This window comes from Anoxybacillus sp. TBDG-1, from assembly GCF_054815885.1.
Genome location: NZ_JBTZSY010000016.1, coordinates 26307 through 49226 on the forward strand (window position 1 = coordinate 26307; position 22920 = coordinate 49226).

Annotated in this window: 22 protein-coding genes, 2 pseudogenes and 1 other annotated feature; of the genes and pseudogenes, 22 read left to right on the plus strand and 2 right to left on the minus strand. The window is 40.8% G+C overall.

All coding sequences use genetic code 11. The annotated features are described in order from the left end of the window. Positions 1 to 14 precede the first annotated feature (14 nt). The 18 genes from mutM to ACYQY7_RS06830 all read left to right on the plus strand — a co-directional run bounded on the left by mutM (position 15) and on the right by ACYQY7_RS06830 (position 16450). A complete protein-coding gene (gene mutM, locus ACYQY7_RS06745; protein WP_461201312.1) occupies positions 15 to 836 on the plus strand; it encodes a DNA-formamidopyrimidine glycosylase in 822 nt (273 codons plus the stop codon). Between the two features lie 67 nt (positions 837 to 903). After that, a complete protein-coding gene (gene ytaF / locus ACYQY7_RS06750) occupies positions 904 to 1527 on the plus strand; it encodes a sporulation membrane protein YtaF (RefSeq protein WP_461201313.1) in 624 nt (207 codons plus the stop codon). 11 nt (positions 1528 to 1538) lie between these two features. Then, a complete protein-coding gene (coaE, locus tag ACYQY7_RS06755) occupies positions 1539 to 2141 on the plus strand; it encodes a dephospho-CoA kinase (protein ID WP_461201314.1) in 603 nt (200 codons plus the stop codon). Positions 2142 to 2248: 107 nt separating this feature from the next. Beyond that, positions 2249 to 3277 carry a glyceraldehyde-3-phosphate dehydrogenase gene (locus tag ACYQY7_RS06760; RefSeq protein ID WP_461201315.1) on the plus strand — a complete coding sequence of 343 codons (1029 nt, stop codon included), beginning with the start codon at positions 2249 to 2251 and terminating at the stop codon, positions 3275 to 3277. Between the two features lie 240 nt (positions 3278 to 3517). Then, the gene (gene speD, locus ACYQY7_RS06765) at positions 3518 to 3892 is read left to right on the plus strand and encodes an adenosylmethionine decarboxylase (protein ID WP_012574217.1); all 375 of its coding nucleotides are present in this window, start codon (positions 3518 to 3520) and stop codon (positions 3890 to 3892) included. A gap of 75 nt (positions 3893 to 3967) precedes the next feature. Then, positions 3968 to 4360, plus strand: a complete 393-nt coding sequence (locus ACYQY7_RS06770) for a cytosolic protein (RefSeq protein WP_461201317.1) — start codon at positions 3968 to 3970, stop codon at positions 4358 to 4360. A gap of 62 nt (positions 4361 to 4422) precedes the next feature. Beyond that, the gene (nrdR, locus tag ACYQY7_RS06775) at positions 4423 to 4893 is read left to right on the plus strand and encodes a transcriptional regulator NrdR (RefSeq protein WP_461201318.1); all 471 of its coding nucleotides are present in this window, start codon (positions 4423 to 4425) and stop codon (positions 4891 to 4893) included. Between the two features lie 30 nt (positions 4894 to 4923). Then, positions 4924 to 6321 carry a replication initiation and membrane attachment family protein gene (locus ACYQY7_RS06780; RefSeq protein ID WP_461201319.1) on the plus strand — a complete coding sequence of 466 codons (1398 nt, stop codon included), beginning with the start codon at positions 4924 to 4926 and terminating at the stop codon, positions 6319 to 6321. A gap of 10 nt (positions 6322 to 6331) precedes the next feature. Next, the gene (gene dnaI / locus ACYQY7_RS06785) at positions 6332 to 7264 is read left to right on the plus strand and encodes a primosomal protein DnaI (RefSeq protein WP_461201320.1); all 933 of its coding nucleotides are present in this window, start codon (positions 6332 to 6334) and stop codon (positions 7262 to 7264) included. A 63-nt stretch (positions 7265 to 7327) separates the two neighbouring features. Continuing rightward, positions 7328 to 8182 carry a putative sporulation protein YtxC gene (gene ytxC, locus ACYQY7_RS06790; protein WP_461201321.1) on the plus strand — a complete coding sequence of 285 codons (855 nt, stop codon included), beginning with the start codon at positions 7328 to 7330 and terminating at the stop codon, positions 8180 to 8182. 294 nt (positions 8183 to 8476) lie between these two features. After that, positions 8477 to 10408, plus strand: a complete 1932-nt coding sequence (gene thrS, locus ACYQY7_RS06795) for a threonine--tRNA ligase (protein WP_461201322.1) — start codon at positions 8477 to 8479, stop codon at positions 10406 to 10408. A gap of 113 nt (positions 10409 to 10521) precedes the next feature. Beyond that, positions 10522 to 10645: a sequence feature (ribosomal protein L20 leader region), on the plus strand. A 25-nt stretch (positions 10646 to 10670) separates the two neighbouring features. Beyond that, a complete protein-coding gene (gene infC / locus ACYQY7_RS06800) occupies positions 10671 to 11213 on the plus strand; it encodes a translation initiation factor IF-3 (RefSeq protein ID WP_004889092.1) in 543 nt (180 codons plus the stop codon). A gap of 19 nt (positions 11214 to 11232) precedes the next feature. Beyond that, complete coding sequence (rpmI, locus tag ACYQY7_RS06805) at positions 11233 to 11433, plus strand: 50S ribosomal protein L35 (RefSeq protein ID WP_003397838.1); 201 nt, start codon at positions 11233 to 11235, stop codon at positions 11431 to 11433. An 18-nt stretch (positions 11434 to 11451) separates the two neighbouring features. Further along, a complete protein-coding gene (rplT, locus tag ACYQY7_RS06810) occupies positions 11452 to 11811 on the plus strand; it encodes a 50S ribosomal protein L20 (protein ID WP_003397837.1) in 360 nt (119 codons plus the stop codon). A gap of 61 nt (positions 11812 to 11872) precedes the next feature. Beyond that, a complete protein-coding gene (locus ACYQY7_RS06815; protein WP_461201323.1) occupies positions 11873 to 12361 on the plus strand; it encodes a dUTP diphosphatase in 489 nt (162 codons plus the stop codon). A 55-nt stretch (positions 12362 to 12416) separates the two neighbouring features. Beyond that, positions 12417 to 13502, plus strand: coding sequence for a M42 family metallopeptidase (locus ACYQY7_RS06820; protein ID WP_461201324.1), 1086 nt, complete (start codon positions 12417 to 12419; stop codon positions 13500 to 13502). Positions 13503 to 13668: 166 nt separating this feature from the next. Next, positions 13669 to 14232 carry an ABC transporter substrate-binding protein gene (locus ACYQY7_RS06825; RefSeq protein ID WP_461201337.1) on the plus strand — a complete coding sequence of 188 codons (564 nt, stop codon included), beginning with the start codon at positions 13669 to 13671 and terminating at the stop codon, positions 14230 to 14232. Positions 14233 to 14251: 19 nt separating this feature from the next. Then, entirely contained in the window at positions 14252 to 16450 is a 2199-nt protein-coding gene (locus tag ACYQY7_RS06830) for an alpha-galactosidase (protein WP_461201326.1), read from the plus strand. A 186-nt stretch (positions 16451 to 16636) separates the two neighbouring features. Here the strand turns inward: ACYQY7_RS06830 and ACYQY7_RS06835 are convergent. Next, a pseudogene (locus tag ACYQY7_RS06835) lies at positions 16637 to 17158 on the minus strand (IS66 family transposase); the annotation flags it as partial. Between the two features lie 52 nt (positions 17159 to 17210). Here ACYQY7_RS06835 and ACYQY7_RS06840 point away from each other — a divergent pair. From ACYQY7_RS06840 to ACYQY7_RS06850, 3 genes are read left to right on the plus strand one after another with little or no spacing between them, the layout of a single operon-like run. After that, entirely contained in the window at positions 17211 to 18392 is a 1182-nt protein-coding gene (locus tag ACYQY7_RS06840; protein ID WP_461201327.1) for a galactokinase, read from the plus strand. Further along, positions 18389 to 19375: a UDP-glucose 4-epimerase GalE gene (gene galE, locus ACYQY7_RS06845; RefSeq protein ID WP_461201328.1), complete on the plus strand. Its 987-nt coding sequence runs from the start codon at positions 18389 to 18391 to the stop codon at positions 19373 to 19375. The genes ACYQY7_RS06840 and galE overlap by 4 nt, the downstream gene beginning before the upstream one ends. 3 nt (positions 19376 to 19378) lie before the next feature. Continuing rightward, on the plus strand, positions 19379 to 20881 hold the full coding sequence (locus ACYQY7_RS06850; protein ID WP_461201330.1) for a UDP-glucose--hexose-1-phosphate uridylyltransferase: 1503 nt from the start codon (positions 19379 to 19381) through the stop codon (positions 20879 to 20881). Between the two features lie 85 nt (positions 20882 to 20966). Here ACYQY7_RS06850 and ACYQY7_RS06855 read toward each other — a convergent pair. After that, positions 20967 to 21211, minus strand: a pseudogene (locus ACYQY7_RS06855) (DUF6444 domain-containing protein); the annotation flags it as partial. A 299-nt stretch (positions 21212 to 21510) separates the two neighbouring features. Here ACYQY7_RS06855 and ACYQY7_RS06860 point away from each other — a divergent pair. After that, positions 21511 to 22800, plus strand: a complete 1290-nt coding sequence (locus ACYQY7_RS06860; RefSeq protein ID WP_461201331.1) for an ABC transporter substrate-binding protein — start codon at positions 21511 to 21513, stop codon at positions 22798 to 22800. Positions 22801 to 22920: the final 120 nt, after the last annotated feature.

The following is a 22920-nucleotide window of genomic DNA, read 5'->3' on the forward strand; positions in this document are numbered from 1 at the left end:
AAGGATGAACAAACATGCCAGAACTACCTGAAGTGGAAACGGTGCGGCGCACGCTTCTTCCGCTTGTTGTTGGCAAAACGATTGAACGTGTAAAAGTACATTGGGAAAAGATCGTCCAACATCCTGACGTAGAAACATTTTGCGATCGATTAAAAGGACAGACAATTTACGATATTCAGCGACGAGGGAAATTTTTAACTTTTCAATTGGATGATGTCGTTCTTGTTTCTCATTTACGTATGGAAGGACGTTATATATACGAAAAAGAAGATACATCATTTGATCGGCATACGCACATCTTTTTTACATTTACCGATCGCACGGAACTTCGTTATCGCGATGTGCGCAAATTTGGCACAATGCATTTGTTCGATAAAGGGAAGGAATTACACGTTCCTCCTTTGTCGAACATCGGACTTGAGCCACTTGACGAGCAATTTACTGCTCCATGGTTTACCGATCAGCTTCAACGAACAAAGCGAACGATTAAAGCGACATTGCTTGATCAAACAATTGTCGCAGGATTAGGTAATATTTATGTTGATGAAGTGTTATTTCGTTCATCTATTCACCCAGAGCGTGTAGCAGCTACGCTAACTGCCCAAGAAATCGAAGCGTTGCATAGCGCGATTATTCAAACGATACAAGAAGCGATTGAAAAAGGGGGAAGTACCGTTCGAACGTACGTTAATACGCAAGGGAAGATAGGGACGTTTCAAACGCAATTATATGTATACGGCCGAGCAAACATGCCGTGCCGTCGTTGCGGGAACCTTATTACAAAAACAACTGTAGCTAATCGCGGTACACATTATTGCAAGCATTGTCAAACATAGCATAAGAACATTGCCTAGGCCTCTTCCATATACTATGGTAGCTTTTCAAAGGAAGGGGCGGGCGTATATGATTACGTGGTCTTTATTTTTGCTTGCTTTAGCTGTGAGCATCGACGGTTTGACTGTCGGTATTACGTATGGTATGCGGAATGTACATATTCCGCTTCGTTCGTTGCTTATTATTTCGTTTTTTTCATGCCTGACATTTTTAGTAGCGATGGGCATTGGTCGCATGCTGTATATGTTTTTTTCACCAACCGTTGCCAATGCAATGGGCGGGAGTATATTAATCATATTGGGGTTATGGATGATCATTCAATTTATGTTTAAAAGAGATGATAATGAAGAAAAGTTTTTAATGAACGTAGAAATTCGTTCGCTCGGCATTGTCATTCAAATTTTACGCAAACCAACGATGGCTGATTTTGACCGTTCAGGAACGATTACGGGGATGGAGGCGGTATTTTTAGGTATCGCCTTGTCGCTCGATGCGTTTGGGGCAGGCGTGAGTGCAGCGCTTTTAAATTATTCTCTGTTGTTCACTACATTTCTCGTTTGTTTGCTTAGCTTTAGTTTTTTATTTAGCGGGTTAAAAATTGGAAAATCGTTTAGGAAATATGACTGGCTACAAAAATACTCGTTTTTACCTGGGATTATGCTCATTGTGCTCGGGATTTTTAAAATGAGGTAGGGGTGAAGGCAGTGTTAACGATCGGATTAACTGGGGGCATCGCAAGCGGAAAAAGTACGGTCGCCGCGATGTTCCGCGACTTACATATTCCTGTCATTGACGCAGATGAAATCGCTCATCGTGTCACATCAGTTGGTGGTGAGGCATATCAGCTGATTATAGAAACGTTTGGGCGCGGCATTTTAGATTCAAATGGTGCGATTGATCGACGTAAACTCGGTGCGATCGTATTTCATGATGAACAAAAGCGAAAACAGTTAAATGCCATTGTTCATCCACTTGTTCGCAAACATATGTTGCAACAAAAAGAGAAATATGCAAAAGAAGGGAAAAAAGCAGTTGTTCTTGACATTCCCCTTTTATTCGAAAGTAAGCTTGAGCATCTCGTTGATCGCATTCTTGTTGTGTATGTTGATGAACAAACTCAACTTCGTCGCCTTCGTGAGCGCAATGGATTTTCGGTTGAAGAAGCATGGGCGCGGATAAAAGCACAAATGCCACTTGAAGAAAAAAGAAAGAAAGCAGATGCCGTCATTGATAATAACGGAATGATTGAAGAAACGAAACAACAGTTGTACGCATGTTTGATGCGCTGGGGTGTCCTTGAAAAATAGGATGCCTTTTTTTATTTTTTTTATAGCATAAACACCTTAAAAATGTTATACTATTTTTGTAGATTGTAGTTAAATAGTATAACACATATATTGAAAGGGGCTATATAATGAAAGCGAGAGTAGCGATTAACGGTTTCGGACGCATCGGACGTATGGTGTTCCGAAAAGCTATTATGGAGCATGATCTTGACATTGTAGCGATTAATGCGAGCTATCCGCCTGAAACGTTAGCTCATTTAATAAAATATGATTCAAACCACGGTAAATTTGACGGGGACGTCATTGCGGTTGAAGATGGCTTAATTGTGAATGGGAAAAAAGTACAGTTGCTCAATTCCCGTGATCCACGGCTATTGCCATGGAGGAAGCTTCAAATTGATATCGTCATCGAAGCGACAGGAAAGTTTAATGCAAAAGAAAAAGCGATGATGCACATTGAGGCAGGGTCAAAGCGCGTCATTTTAACAGCGCCAGGAAAAGATGAAGATGTAACGATTGTTATGGGAGTCAATGAACATATGCTTTCCCCGGAGCATGTCGTCATCTCAAACGCTTCATGTACAACAAACTGCTTAGCGCCTGTTGTGAAAGTGCTTGATGAAGCATTTGGAATCGAAAATGGACTCATGACGACTGTGCATGCGTATACAAACGATCAAAAAAATATTGACAATCCACATAAAGATTTACGTCGTGCTCGTTCGTGCGCGCAATCAATTATCCCGACAACGACAGGCGCAGCAAAAGCGTTAGCACTTGTATTACCACATCTAAAAGGAAAAATGCATGGCATGGCGTTGCGCGTTCCGACACCAAATGTTTCACTTGTTGACGTCGTTGTTGATGTGAAAAAGGACGTCACCGTCGATGAAGTAAACGAGGTGTTTATGCAAGCTGCGCGTGGATCACTAAAGGGCATTTTAGACGTGACGATGGAACCGCTTGTGTCAATTGATTTTAATACAAACCCACATTCTGCCATTGTTGATGGGTTGTCAACGATGGTGATCGAAAATCGCAAAGTAAAAGTATTAGCATGGTATGATAATGAATGGGGCTATTCATGTCGCGTTGTCGACTTAACAAAGCTTGTTGCAAAACAATTGTTAAAAAATGAAACGGTTACGATGTCATAACGCTGGGGGTTCCCAGCGTTATTTTTATACCTATTTTACAAAAAAACAAAAAACAATATTGAAAAAAAGGTATAAACAAAGTATACTATTTTTCGTGAACTTCTTGAACGCGTGGTAATGTGACTACTTAAAGGGTTAGGACCTCTTTGGACTAACTTTCCCCCGTGGTAGTTATACATTCCAGAAAGCAAAAGAAATTCATTTTGTATTTTTTAAAATTTATTAAAGGGGGATACGCTCATGGATACAATGGGTCGTCACGTTATCTCAGAACTTTGGGGATGCGATTTTGATAAGTTGAATGACATGGAGTTTATTGAAAAAACATTCGTTGATGCAGCGTTAAAATCTGGTGCAGAAATTCGTGAAGTTGCCTTTCATAAATTTGCACCACAAGGTGTTAGTGGCGTTGTCATTATTTCTGAATCACATTTAACGATTCACAGTTTTCCAGAACACGGTTATGCTAGCATTGATGTTTACACATGTGGACATTTAGATCCGACGATTGCAGCTGACTATATCGCAGAAGCGTTAGGTGCACAAACCCGTGAAACAATTGAATTGCCTCGTGGTATGGGTCCGATTGAAATTAAACAAGCAAAAGCTTTATAATAAAACGTAAGAGAGAAAGAGGTGTAGATTCTGCACCTCTTTTTTATCATTCATTGAAAAGTGAGGAGACGAACGGTGAAATGGAAATACGTACTAACCAATCATAATGAAACATTTGAACGTCATCCGGATGAACAGCTAAAAAGCCGCTATTATAAAACAACACAATCTGCTGCATTACAAGCAGTAAAAGAAATGTTCGAGCAAATGGATGGATGCCACATTGTGGCGATTTCAGCAGAACGCGGAGAAATAAGCGTATCACTAACGAAAGGAAAAAAAGCATTTATTGTTGCAACAATCGTTTCTGTTCGTCCGTTTGAAACAGCTATTGATTTTTCTGTGACGACAGAAACAAAATGGTTGCCGATTGACTTTGGGTTTAGTCGCCAACTTATTATTCGTTTATACGACCAATTAGCTAAACGATTCACATACATCGGATCGGGAATATATAGCGACAAGTAGTTGTATATGCGCCTTTTTTTGTCTACTATAAGGGTAAGATTATTGCTAGGGAGCTGATACATATGAAATGCCCGTCGTGTCATCACAATGGAACGCGCGTGCTTGACTCGCGTCCGGTTGATGAAGGGCGTTCCATTCGCCGTCGTCGTGAATGTGAACGTTGTCATTTTCGGTTCACAACGTTTGAGCGGATTGAAGAAACGCCGTTAATTGTTGTGAAAAAAGAAGGAACGAGAGAAGAATTTAGCCGTGAAAAAATATTACGCGGGCTCATTAAAGCGTGTGAAAAACGTCCGGTTGCGCTTGAACAATTAGAACAAGTGACGCAACAAATTGAGCGGGAGTTGCGCAACAGCGGTATAAATGAAGTGAAAAGCGAAACGATTGGTGAAATGGTCATGGAACGGCTATCAAAAATTGATGAAGTGGCTTATGTTCGCTTTGCGTCTGTATACCGTCAGTTTAAAGATTTAAACGTTTTTATTGAGGAGTTAAAAGAGCTTATTAAAAAAGAACAAGGGGAAAGGGCATAATGTGCTCTTTTTTAGAAGAAGGTCGATAATATGGAATACAGTTGGAAAGAGTTAATTGCGGTCGACCGATATATTGTGCATGCGAGCGGAGTTTTAAGCGAATTAGACCGAACAGTATTGACACTTTTATATCAACCGTTAATTGGTGCGCAAGCATATAGCTTATATATGACGTTATGGAGCGAGTTAGAACAATCGCGTTTATGGAGCGAGGAGACGACGCATCATAGTTTAATGGCAATTATGCAATGTAGTTTACCGACCATTTATGCGGAACGTTTAAAGCTTGAAGGGATCGGGCTGTTGAATACGTATATGAAGCGCACGGATGAAAATGATGAACGCGTATTTATTTATGAACTTTCTCTCCCTCTTACACCAGAACAATTTTTTACTGATGGTGTTTTAAATGTATTTTTATATGATCGTGTAGGAAAAACAAAATTTCAAAAGTTGAAAAAGTTTTTTTCTGATCGTGCTATCGATCGCACTTCATTTATACCTGTTACTCGCTCATTTCACGATGTATTTTCATCGATCCAACCTGAAAAAATGATTCATAAGTTAAGCGACGAAGCAAAACAAGAATTGATGCTTCAAGATGGACAACAGTATATCGGAAAAGAACGAGCAACGTATACGATGCGAGATGATATATTTGATTTTGACACATTTTATGCAGGACTGTCCCACCATCTCGTCCCACGTCGTGCGATTACTGAAAAAGTGAAAGATGCGATCAAAAAACTAGCCTTTTTATATGGCATCGGCCCGCTTGACATGCAAAAAATTGTGATGGGCGTCATTGATCCGACTGAACAAATTGATATTGAAGCATTAAGAAAAGCAGCGCAAGAATGGTATCAATTTGAACGAGGGGAAGTGCTCCCCCGTCTATATGATCGTGTGCAACCGTTAGCGGAACGAACGATGGCGCACGTTGAACCGAAAAATGAAGAAGAATATTTAATGAAACAACTTGAAACCGTTTCGCCGAGACAACTACTTATGGATTTTTCTGGTGGCGTTGAGCCAGCGCTGGCAGATTTGCAGCTCATTGAAGAGATTATGTTTAAACAAAAATTGCCACCAGGTGTTATGAATGTGCTTATTTATTACGTCATGTTGCGTACGGACATGAAGCTTCCGAAAAAATATGTAGAAAAGATCGCTAGTTCATGGGCGCGAAAAAAAGTGCGTACTGTAAAACAAGCGATGGAATTAGCGAAAAAAGAAGTGCGTGAATACGAAACATTTATGAAAGAAAAAGAGCAAAAAGGCTCGAAAAAACCGATTCGCACCGAATTGTTACCAGATTGGCTACAAACAGACTACTCACAATTTGAACGAAAACAAGCGAAAACAGAAGAAGAACTGGAACAAAAACGACGCGAGTTGGAAGAGCGGTTGAAAAAACCGAAAAGTTAGGGGATAAACGATGAAACCAATTCGGGAAACTATTCATCATTTAATGAATCGTCATGATTTTAAAGAGCGATATGAGGCGATGAAACGTGGGATTTTACGTGATTCGCATGTTCAAACATTTTTGTGTGGACATCATGTCACAGATGAGATATTGGATCGCCATCTCGGTAAATTGTACGAATTTGTCCAACAAAGTAAGCATTGTGAACGTTGCCAAAGCTTAGACCAATGCCCGAACTTGTTGAAAGGTTATACACCCCATTTAATTTGGCAAGGAAAAAACATTGACGTACAATATGAGCGGTGTGCTCGTAAAATACAAGATGATGAACGAAAAAAACAACAGTCGCTGATTCGTAGCTTATTTATCCCACGTGATATGTTACAGGCATCGTTTGACCAGCTAGAAACGAACGATCTTGGACGAATTGAAGCAATTGAGCTTGCGAACACGTTTGCATCGACATATGAAATAGGCAAACGAATGAAAGGACTATATTTATACGGTTCTTTTGGTGTAGGAAAAACATATTTGTTAGCAGCAATAGCAAATGAGTTAGCCCAAAGGCATATCGCTTCATTTCTCGTATACGTTCCAGAATTTGTTCGCTCATTAAAATCATCGCTTCAAACGGACGCGTTTCAAGATACGATTGAATATGCCAAACAAGTTCCTGTTCTTATGCTCGATGATCTGGGGGCAGAACTAATGTCAAGTTGGTGGCGCGATGAGGTGCTCGGACCAATTTTACAATATCGTATGCTTGAGCATTTGCCGACATGTTTTGCATCGAACTTTGATTTGAAACGCCTTACCCATCACTTCGCTCACTCGCAACGAGGTGAAGAAGAGCAGGTCAAGGCAGCGCGAATCATTGAACGAATTGTCTATTTAGCTACTCCGATCGAAATGAAAGGAAAAAATCGCCGAATCGAAATGTGATAAATAGACGGTGTTCCCCATATATATAAAACAAGCATGTTTCGGGAAAAAGGGGGGGCACCGTTGATTTATATCGTATTTCAAGATAGACAAGATGCACAACGATTATTTGCAGAATTAAGTAAAGCGCCACAACCATATGGAAAATTGCTTTACGACGACAAGACGATTACCGTCTTCTTTCATGAATCGAATGTTGCGCATATGCGCGCATTGTTCATTCCGATTTTTACTTCATGCATCATTCAAGCGTTCGAAGCGCGTTGGATTTTATCTATCATTTCTCGTACGTTCTTTTATGAGAATGAAGAAGAACAACAACAAATTTTACAGCTCGCTTATTCGTTTATTGACGGTGAGAGACATGACTATCGCCTTGGAAAACAAATGAATATCTCGCGTGAGCAATTGATTGCCCAATCGCTACATGAATGTTTACATGAAGGTGTATTTTCGTTCGAGTCGCTTATGACTTTTCGGTTAAAGCCGTATTATGATCGATTGATGCATTATGTTGAATTAGCCATTGACGAATACAAACTAGAACAAGAATATCAAGCGTTTATTCATATGTTGCGCGAAGTTGTTGCATCACGTCTGCCACAAATGAGCGTTGTTCACCTTTTGTATGAAAATGAAACGTTTCAATTTTTTGATGACCATTTATTTTACATGTCACCTCAACAACTGAAGCAGTTGATTGATCGTCGCCTCATGGTGAGTCAGCCGATGTACATTGATACATCTGTATTAGCCCCGCTCGTATCGATGGCACCGGAAAAAATATATATGTATACAGATGTTACAGATGTGGGAATGATTCAAACGATTCAAAATGTGTTTCAAGAGCGGATGGAGCTTCGAACACCTCTTGATTTTCCAAAAAAATATGCTTATAATGACATACATAATGAATAAGGTCAAAAGTGATGATGAGGACATGGGTGTATGTTTACGGTTCACAGAGAGGGAAGGCATAGGCTGAAACCTTCCTAACACGAAAGATGCACTTACCACCTCTAAACTTCGGCAGTGAACAATGGGACGATGCCCCGTTTAGTAATTGCTGACGGTTTGCGCCGTTATCGAAATGAAGCCGTTTATACGCTCATTGTGTATTTGTATAAACGGGAAGAAGGGTGGAACCACGAAGCCAACTCGTCCCTCATTTTTGGGACGAGTTTTTTTATTTTTAAAAAGGAGTGAATAGCTTTGGCGGATGTAGTAAAAATCACATTTCCAGATGGAGCAGTAAAGGAGTTTCCGAAAGGAGTGACAACAGAAGACATTGCGGCGTCAATTAGTCCGGGCTTGAAGAAAAAAGCCATTGCAGGGAAGCTGAACGATCACATGATTGATTTGCGTACACCAATTGAAGAAGATGGCGCACTGTCGATTGTTACACAAGATATGTCAGAAGCGCTTGACATTTTGCGCCATAGCACAGCGCACTTAATGGCGCAAGCGGTTAAACGACTATATAAAGATGTAAAGCTTGGCGTTGGTCCTGTTATTGAAAACGGTTTTTACTATGATATTGATGTTGATGTGCCAATTACAGCGGAAGACTTACCGAAAATTGAACAAGAAATGAAAAAAATCGTGAAAGAAAACTTGGACATCGTTCGTAAAGAAGTAAGTCGAGAAGAAGCGATTCGTCGCTATGAAGAAATTGGAGATCATTTAAAAATTGAACTTATTCACGACATTCCAGAGGGAGAAATCGTTTCTATTTACGAACAAGGAGAGTTTTTCGATCTTTGCCGTGGGGTGCACGTCCCATCAACAGGAAAAATTAAAGAGTTTAAACTGTTAAGTGTAGCAGGTGCGTACTGGCGCGGCGACAGCAAAAACAAAATGTTGCAACGCATTTACGGAACAGCCTTTTTCAAAAAAGAAGATTTAGATGAATATTTACGCCTTTTGCAAGAAGCGAAAGAGCGCGATCATCGCAAGCTTGGAAAAGAACTCGACTTATTTATGACATCACAAAAAGTTGGACAAGGATTACCGCTTTGGCTTCCAAAAGGAGCGACGATTCGCCGAACAATTGAACGTTACATCGTCGATAAAGAGTTGTCGCTTGGCTACCAACACGTATATACACCGGTGCTTGGTAGTGTAGAATTATATAAAACGTCTGGCCATTGGGACCATTATAAAGATGGCATGTTCCCACCGATGGAGATGGATAATGAGCAGCTTGTATTACGTCCAATGAACTGTCCACATCATATGATGGTGTATAAACATAAAATTCATAGCTATCGCGAACTGCCAATTCGCATTGCAGAACTCGGCACGATGCACCGTTATGAAATGTCTGGAGCGCTTACAGGTTTGCAGCGTGTGCGTGGCATGACGTTGAATGATGCACATATTTTCGTGCGCCCAGATCAAATTAAAGACGAGTTTAAGCGCGTCGTTAATTTAATTTTAGACGTATATAAAGACTTCGGTTTAACTGATTATTCATTCCGTTTGTCTTATCGCGATCCACAAGATAAAGAAAAATATTATGATGACGATGCGATGTGGGAAAAAGCACAAAGCATGTTAAAAGAGGCAATGGACGAACTCGGACTTGACTATTACGAAGCGGAAGGCGAAGCGGCGTTTTACGGTCCGAAACTAGACGTTCAAGTGCGCACAGCGCTCGGAAAAGATGAAACATTATCTACTGTGCAATTAGACTTCTTACTGCCAGAACGTTTTGATTTAACATACATCGGTGAAGATGGAAAACCGCATCGTCCAGTCGTCATCCATCGCGGTGTCGTATCGACGATGGAACGCTTCGTCGCTTTCTTAATTGAGGAGTATAAAGGAGCGTTTCCGACATGGCTAGCGCCTGTACAAGTGCAAGTAATTCCAGTCGCTCCATCTGTCCATATGGATTATGCGTACGAAGTGAAGCACGCCCTACAAACAGCAGGTGTGCGCGTCGAAGTCGATGAGCGTGAAGAAAAAATTGGCTACAAAATTCGCGAAGCGCAAATGCAAAAAATTCCGTACATGCTCATTGTTGGGGATAACGAAGTAAACGAACGAGCAGTGAACGTGCGAAAATATGGGGAACAAAAGAGCGAAACGATGGCGCTTGATGCGTTTATTGATTTCATCCAAAAAGAAGTACGAAAATAGTTGCATTTTCTCTTCATGTTTGTTATAGTTTTGCTTGTTGTGATGAATGGACATCGGTTGACAATGTGTTTTCGTTTATGGTATATATGTTAAAGTAAAGGTAAATACTTGTTTGGAACAAGCAGAAGCACCCGCTTCTCACCTGATCGACGCCTTATGGCTGTTAGCAGGTTTCATGACAAAGAAATGTTGTGAGCGAGACGTGTGGGTGTATTATGCCCACACGTTTTTTGTCGTGTGCGTTCTGCTTTAACAAACAAGCTTGAAAAAACCGTGGAGGTGGCTAGTTATTAGCAAAGATTTTATTATTAATGAAAACATTCGGGCACGTGAAGTTCGTTTAGTCGATCCAAATGGCGAACAGCTTGGGATTAAGACGAAACAAGAAGCGTTAGAAATTGCAGCGCGTTTAAACTTGGACTTAGTGATGGTTGCACCAAATGCGAAACCGCCAGTGTGCCGCATTATGGACTATGGTAAGTTCCGCTTCGAGCAACAAAAGAAAGAAAAAGAAGCGCGCAAAAAACAAAAAGTGATTAACGTAAAAGAAGTTCGTTTAAGCCCAACGATCGAAGAGCATGACTTCAACACGAAATTGCGCAACGCGCGGAAGTTCCTTGAAAAAGGAGATAAAGTGAAAGCGACGATTCGCTTTAAAGGACGTGCAATTACGCATAAAGAAATTGGTCAGCGCGTGCTTGATCGATTTGCTGAAGCGTGCGCGGATATTGGTACGGTTGAGACGGCTCCGAAAATGGACGGCCGCAGCATGTTTTTAGTGCTAGCACCGAAAAACGACAAATAACAAAAGGGAGGAACACCTTATGCCAAAAATGAAAACTCACAAAGGCTCAGCGAAGCGTTTCAAAAAGACAGGAACAGGCCAATTAAAACGTTCACACGCATTCACTAGCCACTTATTCGCAAACAAAACACAAAAACAAAAGCGTAAACTTCGCAAAGCAACGCTTGTATCAAAAGGCGACTTCAAACGTATTCGTCAATTGTTAGATAACGTAAAATAATTTTAGGAGGGAAATGTTATGCCACGTGTAAAAGGCGGTACAGTCACACGCAGACGTCGTAAAAAAATTCTTAAACTAGCAAAAGGATACTTCGGTTCGAAACATCGTTTATATAAAGTTGCAAACCAACAAGTGATGAAATCGTTAATGTACGCGTATCGCGATCGTCGTCAACGTAAACGCGACTTCCGCAAACTTTGGATTACGCGCATTAACGCTGCAGCGCGCATGAACGGTCTTTCTTACAGTCGTTTAATGCACGGACTAAAGCTTGCAGGTATCGAAGTAAACCGCAAAATGCTTGCTGACTTAGCAGTAAACGATGCAGCAGCGTTCACACAACTTGCGAACATCGCAAAAGAAAATTTAAACAAGTAATAAAGGAAATGACCATTCTCCCTTGAGGGGATGGTCATTTTTTGTAAGAGGGGGAGAAAAAATGGATATAAGAAAATTATTCGCTATGCAGCGGCAATTGGACGAACGAATTGAGACGGAGCGCGGATTGCGCGGTGAACGTTTAGTTGAACGGAAATTGTTAGCTCTTCTTGTTGAAATCGGGGAACTTGCGAATGAAACGCGTTGCTTCAAGTTTTGGAGTTCGAAGCCACCAGCAGCAGTCGAAACGATTTTAGAAGAATATGTTGACGGTCTTCACTTTATTTTATCGCTCGGGCTCGACCTTTCTTTACATGAGGGTGTACAATGGCCAAACGTACAAGAAAGCCAACCGCTTGTTGATCAATTTTTACGCGTATTTGAGGCGGTTCACGCGTTTCGTGGACAGCTAAATGAAGAAGCATACAATCAACTAGTGTATGCGTACGCTCAGCTTGCTCATGCTCTCTCTTTTACTGCCCAGCAAATTGAACGTGCGTACATCGCGAAAAACGAAGTAAATCATGAACGACAAAGTCACAATTATTAACAAATGTCGAAATGTTTAGTATAATGAATGTTGTACATAGAGAGGAGTGACAGATGTGAAAAAGCTCGATGAAACGTTAACGATGTTGAAAGCGTTAACGGATGCAAAAGGCGTTCCAGGAAATGAACGGGAAGTACGCGAAGTGATGAAATCATACATCGCTCCGTATGCGGATGAAGTGACGACGGACCGCCTCGGAAGTTTAATTGCAAAGAAAGTAGGAAAAGAGAACGGTCCGAAAGTGATGATTGCAGGTCATTTAGATGAAGTTGGTTTTATGGTGACGCAAATTGATGAAAAAGGCTTTATTCGTTTCCAACCGCTTGGCGGCTGGTGGAGCCAAGTCATGCTCGCTCAGCGAGTGACGATCGTGACGAAAAAGGGCGACATTACCGGGGTCATCGGGTCGAAACCGCCGCACATTTTACCAGTTGAAGCAAGAAGAAAGCCTGTTGAAATAAAAGATATGTTTATTGACATCGGGGCTTCTAGCCGAGATGAAGCGATCGAATGGGGCGTGCGCCCGGGCGATGCAATCGTGCCGTATTTTGAATTTACGGTGATGAACAATGAAAAAATGTTGCTTGCGAAAGCATGGGATAACCGCATCGGTTGTGCCGTTGCGATCGATGTGTTGAAACAATTAAAAGATGTGGAGCATCCAAACGTCGTGTATGGCGTTGGTACAGTGCAAGAAGAAGTGGGCTTGCGCGGTGCGCGAACATCTGCTTTTGCGATCGAACCAGATATTGCATTTGCGGTTGATGTTGGCATTGCTGGTGATACACCAGGTGTATCAGAAAAAGATGCGATGGGAAAACTCGGAGGTGGACCGCATATCGTTTTATACGATGCAACGCTCGTTTCTCACAAAGGATTGCGAGAATTTGTTGTTAACGTTGCGGAGGAAATGAACATCCCGTACCGCTTTGACGCGATGCCAGGCGGTGGAACAGACGCTGGTGCGATCCATATGACGATGCGCGGCGTTCCAGCGTTAACGATCTCTATCCCAACGCGCTACATTCACTCCCACGCTGCCCTTCTTCACCGCGATGACTACGAACAAACAGTAAAACTACTAGTCGAAGTCATTAAGCGTCTCGATGAAGAAAAAGTGAAAGAAATTACGTTTGATTAAGAGAAGAGAAGTCGACCTGCACACGGTCGGCTTTTTTATTTTTTCAGAAAATTTTTATTGACTTAAGTTAAATAATTTACTAAAATTTTTACTAACAGACGTAAGCGCTTACTAAAATAAAACTTATTTCTAGTGGGAGATAACAATGAATAAGAAAAGGTTATTTATGTTTAGTAATTTAATTGTCTCTATCATTTTGATTTTTTTGACTGGATGTAAGGCCGATAATGGAGACGGAAAAGTGGGTTCGAGTGAAAAGGTGAAAATCGAATTCTTCCATTACAAATCTGAAGCGAAAGATACGTTTGATAAATTAATTGCTAAGTTTGAAGAAGAAAACCCAAATATTGATGTTGTTAATGTTAATCCACCAGATGCTGAAACGGTTTTGAAAACCCGCGTTGCCAAGAGGGATATTCCTGATATCGTTGCTATTGGAGCGAACTCTACATTCGCTGAACTGTCCAAGGCGGGGGTATTTGTCGATGTGACGAGCGCATCAGAACTTGATTCCATTCAATCGGCTTATATTGATATGTTACGCGATGTTACTGGATTAGAGAAAGTATACGCCATTCCATTAGTCCAATACGTGTTTCAGTCTGAATTTGGCACAGATTATAACTTGGCATTTGCCTCCTACTTAATGGCACTTTCACCGATGATTATCGTTTACTTGTTTGCGCAAAAATGGATTATCAGCGGAGTAACAAGAGGCGCAATTAAATAAAAAATAATGGGGGATTACCATGGCGATTACGTTCGATTCTATAAACAAAACATTTCATTTACAAGCAAAAGACACAAGCTATGTTATGCAAGTTTTCCGCGACGGGTATTTAGTCCATCTTTATTTCGGGAAAAAAGTTCGCAACTATCACCATTCGAATAAATTACAGTTTTTAGATCGAGGATTTTCTCCTAATCCTGACCCATCTGATCGAACATTTTCATTAGATACATTGCCGCAAGAATATCCAGCATACGGCAATACAGACTTTCGCACACCGGCTTATCAAATACAACTTGAAAATGGGTCTACCGTATCGGATTTGCGCTATAAAACACATAAAATCTACAAAGGCAAGCCGAAATTAAATGGATTGCCAGCGACTTATGTCGAAACAGAAGATGAAGCGGAGACGCTGGAAATCGAGTTAGAGGATGATATCACAAAACTAAAAGTAATCCTTTCTTATACCGTATTTGAACATTTCAATGCGATTACACGTTCTGTTCGCTTTGAAAATCAAGGTTCAGAAAATATAAAAATTTTACGTGCGTTAAGCATGAATATCGATTTTCGCGATGCGAACTTCGATTTTCTGCATCTTTCAGGCGCACATTGCCGAGAACGATATGTAGAAAGAAAACCGCTTTTTGTCGGCACTCAATCGATCGAAAGCCGAAGAGGGGCAAGCAGCCATCAACAAAACCCATTCATCGCGTTGTTAAGAAAAAATGCCAATGAAGACGAAGGTGAAGTATTTGGTTTTAGCCTCGTGTACAGCGGAAATTTCCTTGCTCAAGTGGAAGTTGATCAATTTCACACAGCACGCGTGTCGCTAGGAATTAATCCGTTTGATTTTACTTGGCTATTAGAGCCTGGCGAATCGTTTCAAACACCGGAAGTGGTGATGGTCTATTCCGATCAAGGACTAAACGGGATGTCGCAAACGTTTCATCGACTATACCGAACTCGTTTAGCCCGCGGACCATTCCGAGACAAAGAACGTCCAATTCTCATTAACAACTGGGAAGCCACCTATTTTAATTTTAACGAAGAAAAAATTTTGGAAATTGCGAAAGCAGGCAAAGAATTAGGAATCGAGTTATTTGTATTAGACGACGGTTGGTTTGGCAAACGGGACGATGATAAAAGCTCTTTAGGAGATTGGTTCGTTGACAAAAGGAAGCTTCCAAATGGATTAGCAGGACTAGCTACAAAAATCCGAGAGATGGGAATGCAGTTTGGACTATGGGTTGAACCGGAGATGATTTCGGTCGATAGCGATTTATATCGCAAGCATCCAGACTGGTGCCTCCATGTTTCAAAACGGCCGTGTTCAGAAGGACGTAATCAGCTTATTTTGGATTACTCACGTAAAGAAGTGTGTGATTACATTATCAAAGTAATGTCCGATATTTTATCAAGCGCCCCCATTTCGTATGTGAAATGGGATATGAATCGTCACATGACCGAAATCGGATCTGCTGCCTTGCCGCCAGAAAGACAAAGAGAAACAGCCCACCGTTATATGTTAGGGTTGTATCGCGTAATGGAGGAAATCACCTCCAAGTTTCCGCACGTTTTATTTGAAAGTTGTTCAGGCGGAGGCGGGCGTTTTGATCCAGGGATTCTTTATTACATGCCGCAAACGTGGACGAGTGACAATACAGATGCGATCTCTCGTTTAAAAATTCAATACGGCACAAGTATCGTTTATCCAATCAGCGCAATGGGAGCGCATGTGTCAGCAGTTCCAAACCATCAAGTTCATCGCATCACTTCACTGGATATTCGCGGGCATGTGGCGATGTCAGGAAACTTTGGCTATGAACTCGATTTAACGAAATTAACCGATGAAGAGAAGGAAAAAGTGAAAGAGCAAGTGGCCTTTTATAAAGAAATTCGTCGTTTAGTGCAATATGGCAACTTTTATCGAATCCTAAGCCCATTTGAAGGAAATGAAACGGCGTGGATGTTCGTTTCAGAAGACCAATCCGAAGCGTTTGTCGCTTACTTTAGGGTATTAGCGGAGGCGAATGCTTCGCTTTCCTCAGTTCGTCTAAAAGGATTGGATCCGAATAAGCAATATTATTTAATTGGGAAAGGGGAGTTATATGGTGGCGATGAGTTAATGTATGCAGGATTGAATGTTCCATATATTAAAGGGGATTTTGTAAGTTTTACGTGGGTATTAAAAGAATGGAAAAAGGCTCTCTAATCCTTGTAATGAAGGTACTATTCACCAGATGTTATACACATCCAAATTGATACTTTAACCTCTAGTTCACACAGCACACATGATGTGGTGTAACACTTCATCTGGGTGTGTAAGATTGTTGTCCGAATCGATTGATGGACTGTGTAATGTCATTTTGATCTTTATGCAAGACGTTGGCAATCACCTCTCTTCTTCAGAAGATGCGCCGTCATGCGCTTTGACAGTTTGTTTGATAGCGAATAAAAACGTATGTCTTTGCTCTATAAACCCTTTTCAATCACTTAAATGATGGGCATGACGAAGCGCATGAATTGCTTGGGGGTGTGTTGGATACGTACTGAACGTATCATATATTATCGTTCCTTATATATTGTGCGAGAATCCCGATGGCATTGGTTACTTTCTTCTCACGAGAAACATGAGGAACAAGATATGTATACGTCGATGTGCACGCCATATGCCCCATGCAAGCTTGCCATCGATGCTCAAGCCCGTTTCACCGATATGCAAGATGTCGGGGGTGATGATGTTCATATTGGATTGAAGGGATTTACGTCTATGCAAACGAGTATTCTTGTATTTTTTGGGTGTTGATATAATTCTCCAAATCATATTACTTAAACGCTTTTAAGCGATCCGTTGAATATTGTGCAAATAAGTGACAAGCACAGCGAGTCGTGAACTATATTGCACATGGTTCGTTACATGTGGTGTTCAAGTATGTTAAAACCAATAAATTTAAGCAAAGTGGTGTTCTAGAATGATCGAACGATTAAAAAATGAATATATAAAAGTGTTTCAAAGTCGATATAACAGACCTTTCACCTTCTTCGCCCCAGGTCGTGTGAATTTGATTGGTGAACATACAGATTATAACGGGGGATATGTGTTACCTTGTTCATTGCATATCGGAACGTATGCCGTTGCACGACTAAATGACGATGGGATCATTCGATTGTATTCAAAAAACTTTCATGAAGATGGAATTGTCTCAGTGACAAAAGACGAACTTTCATATGACGAGCGTCATGGATGGGCGAATTATCCGAAAGGAATGATTCGTGCGCTCATGCCAAAAGATGTACAAAGCGGGATTGACGTCTTATACTATGGCAATATTCCGAATGGGGCTGGATTATCTTCATCTGCGTCGATTGAGCTCGTTACGGCCGTCATGTTGAAGTATTTGTTTGAATTAAATATCGAGATGTTGGAATTAGTGAAGATTAGCCAACAAGTAGAAAACGAATATATCGGTGTTAATTGTGGCATTATGGATCAATTTGCGGTTGGAATGGGAAAAGCAGGTCATGCGCTACTGCTCGATTGCCAAACGCTTCAATACGAGTATTTGCCCCTGTCTTTGGAAGATTGCTCGATCGTCATTGCCAATACGAATAAAAAGAGGGGATTAGCTGATTCAGCATATAACGAGCGACGTGCGACATGCGAGCAGGCGTTAGCGAAATTACAACAACATGTACGCATCAACTCGCTTGGAGATATGACGATGGAACAGTTTAATCAATATGCACATGTATTGTCTCCGATCGAACAAAAAAGGGTGCGACATGTCGTTTCAGAGAATGAACGGACAAAGCAAGCGGCTTTTGTTTTACGCCAAGGAGATTTGCATACGTTTGGACGATTGATGCGTCAATCACATGAATCGTTGCGTGATGATTATGAAGTGACCGGGAAAGAGTTAGATACGCTTGTTGAAGCGGCATGGAAACATGAAGGTACAATAGGAGCACGTATGACGGGGGCAGGCTTTGGTGGTTGTACTGTAAATATTGTAAAGGACGATCATATTCCATCATTTATTGAGGAAGTTGGTCGAATGTATGAAATGGAGATCGGCTATGTCCCGAGTTTTTATGTAGCGAAAATAGGTGATGGAGCAAAACGGCTTAAAAAAGAAGGAGAGGACATGCAATGATTCTTATTTGCGGTGGGGCAGGATATATTGGGAGTCATGCGGTATATCGTTTCATTGAAAAAGGAGAACAAGTTGTTGTCGTTGACAATTTACAAACAGGGCATCGAAAAGCTGTTCATCCAGATGCGCTTTTTTACGAGGGCGATATTCGTGATCGTCACTTTTTAAGCGACATATTTAAAAAGCATGAAATAGATACCGTGATTCATTTTGCAGCCAACTCGCTTGTTGGTGAAAGTGTGAAACAGCCGTTAGCTTATTACAATAACAATGTTTATGGTACAGAAGTGTTGCTTGATGTGATGAATGGGCATGGCGTAAAACAAATCGTTTTCTCATCAACGGCTGCGGTGTATGGGGAACCAAAACAAATTCCGATTCAAGAGGCGGATGAAACAAATCCTGAAAGTCCATACGGTGAAACAAAACTAGCGATGGAAAAAATGATGAAATGGGTGAACGTCGCATACGGTATTCGTTACATTTCTTTACGATATTTTAATGTTGCTGGGGCGTATGGAACGATGATTGGCGAAGATCATCGTCCGGAGACCCATTTAATTCCGCTTATTTTACAAGTACCGTTACGGAAACGAGAGGGGATTCATATTTTTGGAGATGATTATGACACGCATGATGGCACATGTATTCGTGACTACATTCATGTGTTAGATTTAGTAGATGCCCATATGTTAGCGGTAGAAAAACTAAGAAACGGTGGAGAAAGTGACATATACAATTTAGGAAATGGAAACGGTTTTTCTGTGAAAGAAGTCGTTGAAGCAGCACGTCGTGTCACAGGGCATCCGATTCCCGCCAAAATTATGCCGAGACGACCTGGAGATCCTGCACGCTTAGTTGCTTCATCAGAAAAAGCGAGACACGAGCTCGGATGGAAGCCGATACACACAACGATAGAAGAAATTGTTGCTTCAGCATGGGAGTGGCATCAAGCGAATCCGAACGGATATGAAGAGGTGTAAACGATGGTAAACATTTATGAAGAAATTGAAGCACTAATTCAGTATGCGCTCCATCATCATTTAATCGAAAAGGAAGACGTCATTTATACGCGCAATCGACTGCTAGCTTTGTTAAAATTGGACGAATGGCAACAAGTTGATGTTATTCCTTTCTCGGATCGCCCACTTGTTCCCATTTTACAACATATCATGAATTGGGCGGAAGAACATGAACGGTTTGTTGGAAAGACAGTGACAGAGCGTGATTTATTTGATACAGAAATCATGAATTGTTTTGTGGCGCGTCCGTCTACGATTATTCAAATGTTTTATGAAAAATATAAACGAAATAAGCAAGAAGCAACAACTTGGTTTTATGAGCTTAGTCAAGCATCCAATTACATTCGTGTAGACCGAGTGAGGAAAAATAGACGATGGAAAGTGCGAACGAAATATGGGGATATGGATATAACGATCAACTTATCTAAGCCGGAAAAAGATCCTCAAGATATTGCGCGCATGAGGGAAACAAAAGAGCAACATTATCCTGCTTGCTTGCTATGTATTGAAAATGAAGGGTACGCAGGCACAATTCGTCATCCTGCGCGGGCGAACCATCGTATGATCCCAATTGAGTTATGTGGGGAACGTTGGTTTTTTCAATATTCCCCTTACGTTTATTACAACGAACATTGCATCGTACTGCGTGATAAGCATGTGCCGATGAAAATGGAAAGGAAAACGTTTGAACGGTTGCTTGATTTTGTCGATCAATTTCCGCATTACTTTATCGGCTCCAATGCTGATTTACCTATTGTAGGCGGATCAATTTTATCACATGATCATTTTCAAGGTGGAAAATATACGTTTGCGATTGAAAAAGCTCCATCTGATTTTTCGTTTACATTGCCAGCTTATCCTCACGTACAAATGAGCATGATTCGTTGGCCTATGTCAGTTATACGTATACGCGGGGCAAAACAAGATGTGTTACGAGTGAGCGATTTCGTTTATACAAAATGGAAAACGTATAGCGATCCTCACGTAAATATATATGCACAAACAAACGATGTACCGCACAATACCGTGACGCCAATTGCTCGTCGACGTGGGGAGTTGTACGAGATGGACATCGTGTTAAGAAACAATCGCACATCAGCGCAACATCCATACGGTATTTTTCATCCACATGAGGAGCTCCATCATATTAAAAAAGAAAATATTGGATTAATTGAAGTCATGGGATTAGCCGTATTGCCTAGCCGATTAGCGGATGAGCTAGACCATATCGCACGGTATATGAAAAATCAAACGCCAAAAGAGCAATGGGAACCGTCGTTATTGAAACATTGGGAATGGGTGCAAGACATAATGGAAAGACACTATGTTGTTGATGATGTACATGAATTATTAAAAGAAGAAGTAGGAAAACGATTTGAACAAGTACTCGAACATGCGGGAGTGTTTAAGCGGACGGAAGAAGGAAAGCGAGCGTTTCATCGCTTTATTCAACACCTTCAGGAATGAAATGAATAAAGATGAAAAAAAAAGGATGTATATCGGTGTAGACTATTATCCAGAATACTGGCCAAAAGAAATGATTGAAGAAGATATTCGAAGAATGGGTGTGAAAACGGTCAGAAGATGGGGGCAAATGGCTATTGGAGCTGTTTTTTTCGTGCGTGCTTCCAGCTCTTGAACGCGATACTTCAGTTGTTCATTTTCTTTGCGCAGCTGTTTGATTTCGTGACGCAAATGTTCATTTTCTTGAACAAGTTGATGAATGAGCTGTTTTTGTTGTTGGACTTTGCTGATTAAGCTCTCAACTGTAAATACAGCTTGTTGTACCGTCAACATGCGATATTGATGGAAAATGTTTTCGAGGAGGTGAATTGAGGATTCAGGGGGTTGATGTAGCAGTGTTAAGAGAGCATGATGAAGCCGGGAAGGTTTAGAGAAGTCTCGTTCCGACAGTTGGCAACATAATATGCATAAGATGATAATGTCTATAAACATTGGATCTTACGCACTTAGTGAAAAGGCTCATTTCATTAAGACAACAACTGAAAAATGTATGTTTTTCGGCTGTATATTCTTAATTAGACTCCTTTTTCATCAAAAGTTCATAAGAATTAAAAAAACAGGAGGGATTTTCTTTGAAAAAGATTTTGACACTATTTTTAGTAAGTATTCTTCTATTAACTGCTTGTTCTTCAGAAACGAAAACCGGGGGAGCTACAGATGGTACAAAAAGTACGAATGAAATAACAGTGTGGACGTGGGATCCAAATTTTAACGTAAAAGCGATGAAAATTGCAGAAGAGTTTTATAAGAAAGAGAATCCTAATTTTAAATTAAAAATTATTGAAAATGCTCAAGAGGATATCGTTCAAAAGCTTAATACAAGTTTAAGTTCTGGCACAACAAAAGGCTTGCCAAATATCGTATTAATTGAAGACTATAGTGCACAGAGCTCCCTTAAAGCGTATCCTGATGCATTCTATGACCTATCAAAATATTTCAAAGCGGAAGATTTTGCTGAATATAAACTTGCTCCTACTAGCTTAAATGGTAAACATTATGGGCTTCCGTTTGATACAGGGGTTGCTGGGTTATATGTGAGAACAGATTATTTGCAAAAAGCGGGATATACTGTTGATGATTTACAAGGATTGGACTGGAACAAATATATTGAAATTGGGAAAAAGGTAAAACAAGCAACGGGTAAATATATGCTTGCACTCGATCCTAAAAATCTGGGGATTATTCGTGAGATGATTCAAACTAGTGGTTCATGGTATGTGAAAGAAGACGGAGTAACCCCGAATTTGGCAGACAATGAGCCGCTGAAGGAAGCATTTAAAACTTACAAAGAAATTGTAAACGCAGGGATATCGAAACCTATTTCTGACTGGAGTCAATTTGTTGCCTCTTTTAATAGTGGAGCAGTTGCATCGATCCCGACAGGAAACTGGATTACAGCTTCTGTTAAAGCCGAAGCTTCTCAGGCTGGTAAGTGGGCTGTTGTGCCTTTTCCGAAACAATCGGGCATTCCTAACTCTGTTAATGCTACGAACCTAGGTGGAAGTTCTTGGTATGTACTTAACATTCCTGGAAAAGAAAAGGCGGCAGAATTTCTAGCTAAAACGTTTGGATCAAATGTTGAGTTTTATGAAGCGCTAAACAAAGAAATTGGTGCAATTGGCACATACAAACCAGCTGCTAATAGTGAGGCCTATAAGGCTGCAGATGAGTTTTTTGGAGGTCAAAAAGTAACAGCTGATTTCTCCAAATGGATGACAGAAATTCCTCAAGTAAACTATGGTGCACATACGTATGTGATCGAAGATATTTTAGCAGCTGCGTTGCAAGATTACTTAAAAGGCAAAGATCTTGATAAAGTGTTGGAAGATGCACAAAAACAGGCAGAACAACAAGTTAAATAAATATACAGAACATCTATCAATTGTTTTATGAATTAAGCCCCGGGATTCCGCCGTCCTGTCTGGTTTTTATACTAGCACCATTCCGTAGGAGGCGGAGTGGTTCGGGGCTTTTCAGTGAAG

Excerpts from the sequence above, each read along its gene's own strand:
- rpmI (WP_003397838.1), top strand. The coding sequence starts at position 11,233 with ATGCCAAAAATGAAAACTCACAAAGGCTCAGCGAAGCGTTTCAAAAAG.
- ACYQY7_RS06840 (WP_461201327.1), top strand. The coding sequence starts at position 17,211 with ATGATCGAACGATTAAAAAATGAATATATAAAAGTGTTTCAAAGTCGA.
- speD (WP_012574217.1), top strand. The coding sequence starts at position 3,518 with ATGGATACAATGGGTCGTCACGTTATCTCAGAACTTTGGGGATGCGAT.
- galE (WP_461201328.1), top strand. The coding sequence starts at position 18,389 with ATGATTCTTATTTGCGGTGGGGCAGGATATATTGGGAGTCATGCGGTA.
- ACYQY7_RS06815 (WP_461201323.1), top strand. The coding sequence starts at position 11,873 with ATGGATATAAGAAAATTATTCGCTATGCAGCGGCAATTGGACGAACGA.
- nrdR (WP_461201318.1), top strand. The coding sequence starts at position 4,423 with ATGAAATGCCCGTCGTGTCATCACAATGGAACGCGCGTGCTTGACTCG.
- ytaF (WP_461201313.1), top strand. The coding sequence starts at position 904 with ATGATTACGTGGTCTTTATTTTTGCTTGCTTTAGCTGTGAGCATCGAC.
- ACYQY7_RS06780 (WP_461201319.1), top strand. The coding sequence starts at position 4,924 with ATGGAATACAGTTGGAAAGAGTTAATTGCGGTCGACCGATATATTGTG.
- ACYQY7_RS06825 (WP_461201337.1), top strand. The coding sequence starts at position 13,669 with ATGTTTAGTAATTTAATTGTCTCTATCATTTTGATTTTTTTGACTGGA.
- ACYQY7_RS06830 (WP_461201326.1), top strand. The coding sequence starts at position 14,252 with ATGGCGATTACGTTCGATTCTATAAACAAAACATTTCATTTACAAGCA.
- rplT (WP_003397837.1), top strand. The coding sequence starts at position 11,452 with ATGCCACGTGTAAAAGGCGGTACAGTCACACGCAGACGTCGTAAAAAA.
- dnaI (WP_461201320.1), top strand. The coding sequence starts at position 6,332 with ATGAAACCAATTCGGGAAACTATTCATCATTTAATGAATCGTCATGAT.
- mutM (WP_461201312.1), top strand. The coding sequence starts at position 15 with ATGCCAGAACTACCTGAAGTGGAAACGGTGCGGCGCACGCTTCTTCCG.
- ACYQY7_RS06760 (WP_461201315.1), top strand. The coding sequence starts at position 2,249 with ATGAAAGCGAGAGTAGCGATTAACGGTTTCGGACGCATCGGACGTATG.
- ACYQY7_RS06850 (WP_461201330.1), top strand. The coding sequence starts at position 19,379 with ATGGTAAACATTTATGAAGAAATTGAAGCACTAATTCAGTATGCGCTC.